The organism is Psychrobacter sp. M17(2026) (genome assembly GCF_055699815.1).
The window spans coordinates 3,043,987-3,053,253 of sequence record NZ_CM146741.1; the positions used below are offsets into that span (position 1 = coordinate 3,043,987).

Consider the following 9,267-nt stretch of genomic DNA (forward strand, 5'->3'; position numbering starts at 1 on the left):
TAGCTATCCCATAATTCCTGATAATATTCCAAGTGGCAGAATCACATCCAAAGCTATGTCAAATAAGACATACAGGGCGATACTGATCACAACTGAAAAGATAAGGCTTTTGATAGGATTGCCGGCAAACAATAAACCAACTGCAAAACACATTAGTGTCGTAGCAACAACAAAACCTAAAGGCTCAAAAACTAAGCTATAAATCAATAATGCGCTGACACACAACACAAGATTTCTAAGCACGACCTTGTTATAGCCTAAATCGATGACTTTTGTAAATCGCGCTGGACGAAAGGCAATAACCAAAGTCAAAAGCGCCATAAGGGAGAAAATCAAAATAGGATAGGGTCTAGGGCCGATAGGATCATAGGCAATGGGAGCAACGTAACCAATAGCTAAATAGACCAAAAATAAGCTAAATAGTCCCATTAATCCAGAAAATGCACGTTCCATTGTCATAGAAGTATTCCTTAAATTCCAAAATAAGAAGGTTGAGAGATGTCTCATCTTTCAACCTTCGATAAATACTATAAAACTCAGTATTCAATCATTAAGGGGATGTGATCTGAGTAATACTACTTAGTTGCAGCATCAACAAGACCGTACTCAGCAGACAACTCACGTAGCTCACCTGTACGTTTATAAACGTATGCTTCTAGCTCATCACCAGTCATAGAGAATGGCAGTAGCTCTTGCTGCTCGCGTAAATCAGCGAATTTTGGATCAGCAAGCATAGTATCAAAGCTCGCTTTCCACCAGTCATAAGCAGCAGGGCTGACATCTGGACCCATGTAATAACCACGTACCACTGGCCAAGTAACGTCATAACCTTGCTCTACAGCAGTGGGAATATCGGCCATAGTGCCACCCAATCTTTCATCTGAAAATACAGCTAACACACGTAACTTGCCAGCAGTGGCTTGTGGCATGATCTCAGCAATACCAGCGCTCACGACAGTAACATGGTTACCCATTACCGCTGTAATTGCCTCGCCGCCACCTTCCATCGCAACATAAGTCATGTCACTAGGGTTAACACCAACTGCCTTGGCTAAAATCGCCGTCTGCATCCAGTCTTGACCACCAACACTACCACCAGCCGCAAAACTAATTGCTTTTGGATTTGACTTAAGTTCAGCGATCAATCCCGCCAAATCTTTGATAGGTGACTCGGCATTGACAGCGATAGCACCATAATCAGTACCAACAGCTGCTAGCCATTTCACATCTTTTTCAGTAAATTTCCCAAATTTTCCTTGCGATAAATTTAGGATAGAGCCAGTAGAGAAGGCAATGATTGCATCGTTATTAGCGCGATCGTTAGCAACGATTTTGTTATAAGCAACAGCACCCACACCGCCTGGCATATAAGTGACTCGCATCGGATCTTCTAATAAACCGGTATCTCTTAGGCCAGCTTGAGCAAGTTTACAAGTCAAGTCAAAGCCGCCACCTGGTTTTGCTGGAGCAATACATTCTGGACGTGAAGGACCTGCAAACTCATCTGCGCCTACGCTAGCAGTTTTATTAGCATTGTCACAGGCTGTCAGAGATAGGATAGATAGACCAAGAGCCAAATAGGAAAGTTTTTTCACACGACACTCCTTGTGTGTATTTTTACAATAAAAATTTAATAGGATTCTAATCAGAATAACAAATTGTCAAAATTACGATCAGATTAATGAAGTTACTACACTTCATTAGAATATGTTTTTTTGTCACTGTGCAAAAGTAACAGACTATTTAAAAAATAACAAGAAACATATGTATGTATATATGAATTTTATAGTAGTATACTTGCTCAAAGACTGATTCATTACCTCTTACTGCTTTAATAAAAAAGATAAAGATATTAAATTATTATTTCTGAATTAATATTTTTATCAATTAAAACAACAGGATACTTAGTTTTTGATAGAAGAGATTATTGAGTCGTACTAAGCATCACATTGATATTAGCATCACTAAGAGACTACAATAACATTATAAGAAGTTATGCATTTATTATGAGGAACCGATCTATTGTGGACAAAATATTATGGTTAAAATAAGATAAGCAGATATAAATAATTCAAAGAGACTAAGACATACTTTACTTATAAGCAGTTAGAATATTAACTGAATAACTAAAATTGCTAGTATTCCAACGCCAATATCTAAAGGCACCGCCTTGAATAATAGCGCATTGAAAAGCTTGTCTTTGCTTATAACAACTTGAGAAGCGCCTAGCATTAGACTACCTCCTGATGAGAAAGGGGAAAGTGATGAGCTTTGCGCTCCCACCACAATACAGGTAAATAGCAATAAAGGGTTTAGTCCGGAGGCAACGGCGAGAGGCAGTACCATAGGAAATAAAGTAGGGGCAACTACGCCGAGTGTACTAGCAAATACCGACATAATAGCGCTGATAACGAAGACTAGAAACGGTATCATCCAAATAGGAACGTTAGTACTTAGCCATTCTGTTAGCTCGTAAATAACCCCTATTTCTACTCCTAAACTAATTAACATACCAACGCCACAAATCATAATAAGCGTATTCCAAGGTATTAGTGCAATTACTGCTTTTTCGTCACCTAGCTTTAGAAACAAACTAATTAAAGCAAAAATAATAGCAATAAAACCAATATCAATTCGATCATTCAAAAACTGAATCTCTGCTACCTGCGGCATAAGTAGGTTTGCAATAGGTACAACAAGCACAATGGCCATCATGATAAAAATCAGCATAATAGATTGTTTTTGTTTAGGATCAAAAGGTTCTGGAACTATCGTTTGAATCGCGATTTTGCTATTTTTGGCAGTGATAAAGCTATAAATACCTAACAGAATTATAGGCATAATAAAAGTAGCAGCGAAGATGCTTAAGACATAAGTAAAAGTATTATCATTTGCTACGCCTGCGCCGCGCATTAGTTCCCTAAAAATAACACCGCTCTGTGAGGTGATAAAGTTAGCACCAGCTAAGGCACCGTAATTCACTGACAAGGTTGCAATAACAAGATTCAAGTTAGTGCGTTTAGACAACAGTAGGATCATAGGTGCCATAGTGGCTAGAACGGTATAATAACCAGCTCCTAAGCCTGCAATAATCGTAGCAACAAAGAAAATAACCAAAGGTAATAATTCGGGAAAGTGACGACACTTATAGATTAAATGATTAGATAGCTTCTCTAAAGCGCCGTTAGCTAAAGGAAAGTTATAGAAAAGAGTAACCGCAAAAATAACAAAGAAAATTTTGAGGGGCCATAGCTCAATAATCTCATACGCTTTCAGTCCCATACCAAAACAACCGATAAGGTATGAAAATGCGATCGCAAATAGACCAATATTGATTTTGGTGGTATAGCCCAAAATGATACATATTACTATAGCGGCTATAATATAAAGCGTCACGACTGCCCCTTGACTTTAACTATATGAAGTCTGTAACAAACTATATCGGTTTTTACAGAGTAAAGAGCATTACGATGATATCAACCAATAGCTTTCCAGATTAGAAAATCTATACGAGCTTCAAAAGTGTATTTAGTTGAGTAGAATGATAGCAAAAAAGGTCACATTATTTAGATAAAATTGACTGCTAATATATCACTCAGTTTTAACAGTGAAGTGACACCTATAAAATTTAATTAGGACTTAAGGTAGTCTGACTAGATATATACTTCTTTTAAAAACAATAATAACGCTTGACGAGATTGAGACAGTTAATAAAAACCTTTCTATTACGGTGAAAAAAATGTTAAATAATTTTAAAGAGTTTAAAGTACCACGCTATGAGCAAGTGCGATGGCACATACAGTCTTTATTAACAGAGAGTAAATGGGATGAAAACACACCTTTGCCTACGGAACAGGAGTTTGCAGATAAGTATGAGGTATCTGTGGGAACCGTACGTAAAGCTGTTGAGAAATTAGTAGAAGATGGGGTCTTAATAAAGCAACAAGGCAAAGGCACTTTTCTAAAGCGCCCAAACTTTGAAAGTTCATTATTAAGATTTTTTAAGTTCCGTGATAAAGACGCTAGCTATGTCACGCCGCAAGGCATAGTCAAAAAAACTATGGTAATAGCCGGTATTGATGATATTAATAAAAAGCTGAATATAAGTAAAAACCAAGCTCTAATCTACATGGAACGTGTGCGTATGGTTGAAGATAGAGTCTTATTGAGTGAAAGAATCTGGCTGCCTAAGAATCGCTATCAAGCCTTTGTAACTTTAGATTCCGAGGATTTTGAAAATCTTCTTTATCCATTTTATTATACAAAGTGCGGTCAGTTTGTGTCGTCTGCTGTAGAGACACTGTTTTTTATAACCGATCACAGCGATTCTTATTTAGGCAATAGCAAGCAAGAAAACTTAGTCAAAGTGTGCCGCATTGCCAAAAATTTAGAAGGTGACTCTATCGAGTATAGAGAGTCATATGGACTAGCAGAGAAGTTCAGTTATGAGATTAATATTATTTAGTGACATCGATGGTCATAGTCAAAGAATATCTATCTTGGATTGTTATAATCTAATCTCAAACCAAGCCTTTATAAAGAAAATACAGCCCCACCACGAATAACAATACCGAAAAACATTTCTTTAATAGCTCTGGCGATAAGATATGAGCGACTTTTGCACCTACTTTAGCGGTAAAAAAGCTCATACTAGCAATGCCTAAAAAGGCATAAATATGCACAAAGCCAATAGTATTAGGTACGTTTACATCTTCTTGCAATCCGAAAATCATAAAGCCAAGTGCGCCAGCAATGGCAATAGGCAAACCACACGCTGCTGAGGTGCCAACCGCTTTTTGCATGACTACACCATAACGAGTGAGATAAGGCACCGTTAAGCTGCCGCCGCCGATACCAAAGATGGCAGAAGCGATACCAATCACCCCACCTGCCGCTAATTGCTTAGGTTTTGACGGCAGATCTGTATTGGCATTACTGGTTCCACTAGCATTAGTAGCATTGCTATCCACCTGCTTTTTGCCACCCATAAACATTTTATAGGCGACCCAAAGTAAAAACACCCCAACAATGAGCTGAAGATATAGCCCTGATATCTGCCCTGCAACCCCTGCCCCAAAAAAGCAGCCGAGCGCTAAACCTGGTGCTAGGTTTTTAAAGACAGGCCACATGACAGCGCCTTTTTTATTGTGCGCCATGAGCGAGCTGATAGAGGTGATAATAATGGTCGCAAGCGATGTCCCTAGAGCCAGATGCATGACATTATCAGCAGGATAGTCCATTTGCGTAAAGACGATAAATAACAAGGGTACGATGATAGTGCCACCGCCCACGCCAAAAAGCCCTGCAGCAAAACCTGCTAGAGCACCTATGATTAAAAAAATGAGTATTTCCACGGGATGACTGCTTTTAAGTTGGATTAATTTTAGGAATAAAGAGTTAAAATTGGCTAAAGTGCTATTTTAGCTAAATAAAAGCTAGATGGCGAATCTAAGCAATCTCTACTTGAGCCACTTGATGGTAAGCGCGATTAAAATAAACCAAACTTTCTTCTTGCTGACTTTGTTTGATAGCCACTACTCGGCACATAAAAATACTGTGGCTACCCACTTGCTGAATATCCTCAATCTCACAGTCAAAGCTCACCAAAGCATCTTCCAAGACAGGCGAACCTGTTGCAAGCTCAGTCCAAGAACCTTGCTCAAAGCGCTCTTTTGAACTCAATCTAGAGGCAAAGGCGTTAGATAGGTATTCATGCTGCGCGCCTAATACATTGACACTTAACGTCTCATTATCGACAAAATGAGCGTGTGAGCGCGAGCTATGATTCATACAGACCAGCAGAGTTGGCGGCGTATCAGTGACGCTACACACCGCAGACGCAGTAAAGCCATGAGCACCAGAGTGACCTCTTGTGGTGATTACATTGACCGCTGTTGTTAACAGAGCCATAGCATTTTTAAAGTCGCTTGCTTCAATCATCATATGCCTCTTAATTTTGACTATTACTTATTTTTAGATTGCGTTTAAGCCGTCAATTCATTACGAACAATGGCTGCGCCTGCACTTAATGCTGCAAGCTTGCCGCGAGCAACTTCACGTGACAAAGGTGCCATACCGCAGTTGGTCGAAGGATAGAGCTTGTCCGCATCGACAAATTGCAGGGCTTTACGTAGCGTATTGGCGACTTCTTCAGGAGTTTCGATAGTATTAGTCGCTACATCGATTGCACCGATCATCACCTTCTTACCGCGAATCAGTTCGATTAGATCCATCGGCACGTGCGAGTTTTGACACTCAAGCGAGATAATATCGATGCTTGACTGTTGCAGCTTCGGAAACGCTTTTTCATATTGACGCCATTCTGAGCCTAGCGTTTTCTTCCAATTATTATTGGCTTCGATACCATAGCCGTAACAGATATGCACTGCCGTCTCGCACTTTAGACCTTCGATAGCGCGCTCTAAAGTAGCCACACCCCAGTCGTTAACGTCATCGAAGAACACGTTAAAGGCGGGCTCATCAAATTGGATAATATCCACACCAGCCGCCTCTAATTCGCGTGCCTCGTCATTAAGGATTTTAGCAAATTCCCACGCCAATTTTTCACGGCTTTTATAATGACTGTCATATAGCGTATCAATCATGGTCATTGGGCCAGGCAATGCCCATTTAATCGGCTGATCGGTTTGTGCGCGTAAAAACTTGGCATCGTCAACGAAGACAGGCTTGGTACGGCTTACCGCACCCACCACGGTTGGCACACTGGCATCATAACGATCACGGATTTTGACCGTCTCACGCTGCTCAAAATCGACGCCATCCAGATGTTCAATAAAGGTAGTGACAAAATGCTGACGGGTCTGCTCGCCATCACTGACAATATCGATCCCTGCATGAATTTGCTCTTGCAAGGATACCCGTAGCGCATCTTGCTTGGCATCAATTAACTGCTCACCTTCCAAGGCCCAAGGAGACCAAATTTTCTCAGGTTCTGCCAGCCAAGATGGTTTGGGTAAGCTGCCAGCGGTTGAGGTCGGTAATAATATTTGTTTTGGTGATGATGTTGTGGTCATATTTATTTATCTTTTATATTTTAATGGTTTATATTTAAACAGATTTTTAGTCCATTAAGCAGCACGTTTTTTCACGACAGGTTTTTGAGTTTCAAAGTTTGCTGCCCATTGCTCAAGAATACCTTGATACGGCTTAATAAACTCTTCTTCGGTGAACTTACCTTGCGTTACCGCCATTTGGCTACGCTCTTCGCGGTCATAGACTATTTGCGTCAGCGAGTAATCTTGATACTTCAAGCTTGGCTGATACACTTGCGCGGCTGTCGAGTTGGCATTATAAATCTCAGGACGATAGATCTTTTGGAACGACTCCATCGTCGCAATGGCACTAATTAGCTCAAGGTCAGTATAATCGCTCAACAAGTCACCAGTGAAATAAAACGCTAAAGGCGCGGCGCTTCCAGCAGGCATGAAATAGCGCACGCTTAAGCCCATCTTGGCAAAATAATCATCCGTTAATGACCCTTTGTTTAAAAATGAGCCATCCTGTCTGTATTCTACCCCTAATACCGGATGCTGATTGGCTGTGCGATGATAAGTTTTGCTGGTTGATACACTTAAGCAAATCACAGGATTTTTGGTAAAGTTGGCTTGGTAGGCCTCTGACTGCAAAAGATATTGAAATAATTTACCATGCAGATCACCAAAACTCTCTGGTGGCGGGCATTCTGGGTTCTTATCGAAATGATCTAAAAGTACTACGCTAAAATCATAATCGCGTACGTAAGAAGAGAAGCTATTACCGATCATACCGTTGATACGGATGTTATCTTTGTGATCGACAATCGTGGTTTGCAGCATCTCAATGATAGGAAATGCATTACCCTTGCCTTCTATATCCATATTGACTGAAACAATATCAACCTCGACAGAATAGCGGTCGGCGCTAGGATTGTCAGAATGTGCCAAGGCATTAAAACGATTATTGATCATTCTTAAGGTTTTGCTTAGGTTCTCTTGACGATGCTCGCCACGTGCTAGATTGGCAAAGTTCGTAGTCAGACGTGTGCTATCTGCAGGGCTATAACTCTCATCAAAACGGATGCACTTGATGGAACAGCTAAACTTATTACTCAATTGGTTACTCATAGTGACTCTCAACTTTAATTATTTTAGATAGACCAAATTTCTTTATGAGGGAATCATACCCGAACTATGACATGAATAAAAACGACTTAAATTGAATTTAAGATGAATAATATTCATGTATATACTTAGCTCATTAAAAAGCTAGAGCATGAGCAGTCTTTATCGCGAGCAACAAAAAAGCTGCCAATCAATAATTAGCAGCTTTTGATAACGATAGGTTAGTAGTGTTTTATTGAATAACTGTTACATCAAGCGTGACACGGCGGTTTGGCTGCAAGCAGTCAATCTCTTGTTGGCGAGGTAGTGTGGTTGAACACTGCTGGACAGGCTGAGTCTCACCTGCCCCTGTCGCAATGATAGTATTGGCATTCACGCCTTGATTGATCAGATAGCTGCGTACTGTTTGAGCGCGTTTGATGGATAAGTTCATGTTATAGGCGTCATCCCCTTTGCGATCGGTATGACCGGTCACAATGATTCTGCTATCACCCATATCTTGATACTGTCTAAGCTTTGAAGCCAGCTCGTCAAGCTCTCGGCGACCTTGATCCAGCATATCTTGGGTATCGGATTTATCAAATCTAAACAGCGCATCAGCGCCTAAGTTAATGCGCTCTTTGATAGGCGCTGGCGGAGCTGGAACTGCAACTGGGGCAGGAGCAGGCATCTGCTGGATGATGGTTTGCGTCACCACTTGCGGCTCTGCCACTGGCGGCGGACAATCAGCAGGACTCCAATAGAACTCTTGACCCTTAAACTGCTTATCAAAGATGATTTTGTATTGGCAGATTTTGACGGAGTTATCTGGCATATAGAATTTCATAATATAGTCCCATTCGCGGGCATACTGCCCTTCGCTAAAATGGGGACGACCAAGCAGCTGGTAGACATCATCTTTACCAACACCAGGACGCATCTTTGATAAGTTCTCTCTATTAGGGAACTGGCCTTGATCCTGCCAAGCTTTGTCTAGATCTGGAAAGACGATGTCTTGCATCTGCACTTGGCCTTGATCGGTGATGCCATCGCTTAGATGGGTGGTACCTAGACAGCCGCTCATGCCCAGTACTGCTAAACTCAGTGCGCTAATACCTGCGACTTTACTTATGTGATTGTTCATGTGACTTCCTTTTAAAATTGATCA

General features: G+C 40.8%; 9 protein-coding genes. 1 reads left to right on the forward strand and 8 read right to left on the reverse strand.

Annotation, left to right across the window (positions count from 1 at the left end; translation table 11 throughout):
* Positions 1–3: 3 nt before the first annotated feature.
* The 3 genes from ACR63T_RS13010 to ACR63T_RS13020 form a co-directional block, all read right to left on the reverse strand.
* Positions 4–459, reverse strand: a complete 456-nt coding sequence (locus tag ACR63T_RS13010) for a tripartite tricarboxylate transporter TctB family protein (RefSeq protein ID WP_472784253.1) — start codon at positions 457–459, stop codon at positions 4–6.
* Between the two features lie 116 nt (positions 460–575).
* Positions 576–1,595 carry a Bug family tripartite tricarboxylate transporter substrate binding protein gene (locus ACR63T_RS13015; protein ID WP_472784254.1) on the reverse strand — a complete coding sequence of 340 codons (1,020 nt, stop codon included), beginning with the start codon at positions 1,593–1,595 and terminating at the stop codon, positions 576–578.
* A gap of 511 nt (positions 1,596–2,106) precedes the next feature.
* Positions 2,107–3,396 carry an SLC13 family permease gene (locus ACR63T_RS13020; RefSeq protein WP_201570552.1) on the reverse strand — a complete coding sequence of 430 codons (1,290 nt, stop codon included), beginning with the start codon at positions 3,394–3,396 and terminating at the stop codon, positions 2,107–2,109.
* A 343-nt stretch (positions 3,397–3,739) separates the two neighbouring features.
* Between ACR63T_RS13020 and ACR63T_RS13025 the strand changes: the two genes are divergently transcribed.
* Positions 3,740–4,465: a GntR family transcriptional regulator gene (locus ACR63T_RS13025; protein ID WP_472784255.1), complete on the forward strand. Its 726-nt coding sequence runs from the start codon at positions 3,740–3,742 to the stop codon at positions 4,463–4,465.
* A 55-nt stretch (positions 4,466–4,520) separates the two neighbouring features.
* On the opposite strand, the gene ACR63T_RS13030 is transcribed toward ACR63T_RS13025, so the two are convergent.
* The 5 genes from ACR63T_RS13030 to ACR63T_RS13050 all read right to left on the reverse strand — a co-directional run bounded on the left by ACR63T_RS13030 (position 4,521) and on the right by ACR63T_RS13050 (position 9,243).
* Positions 4,521–5,354 (reverse strand): sulfite exporter TauE/SafE family protein, encoded by an 834-nt coding sequence (locus tag ACR63T_RS13030; RefSeq protein WP_305899133.1) that lies wholly within the window; start codon positions 5,352–5,354, stop codon positions 4,521–4,523.
* A 94-nt stretch (positions 5,355–5,448) separates the two neighbouring features.
* Entirely contained in the window at positions 5,449–5,940 is a 492-nt protein-coding gene (locus ACR63T_RS13035) for a flavin reductase (RefSeq protein ID WP_472785287.1), read from the reverse strand.
* Positions 5,941–5,984: 44 nt separating this feature from the next.
* Positions 5,985–7,034: a methionine synthase gene (locus tag ACR63T_RS13040; RefSeq protein ID WP_472784256.1), complete on the reverse strand. Its 1,050-nt coding sequence runs from the start codon at positions 7,032–7,034 to the stop codon at positions 5,985–5,987.
* Positions 7,035–7,088: 54 nt separating this feature from the next.
* Positions 7,089–8,111, reverse strand: coding sequence for a DUF1852 domain-containing protein (locus ACR63T_RS13045; RefSeq protein WP_472785288.1), 1,023 nt, complete (start codon positions 8,109–8,111; stop codon positions 7,089–7,091).
* Between the two features lie 241 nt (positions 8,112–8,352).
* A complete protein-coding gene (locus ACR63T_RS13050) occupies positions 8,353–9,243 on the reverse strand; it encodes an OmpA family protein (protein ID WP_472784257.1) in 891 nt (296 codons plus the stop codon).
* Positions 9,244–9,267 lie beyond the last annotated feature (24 nt).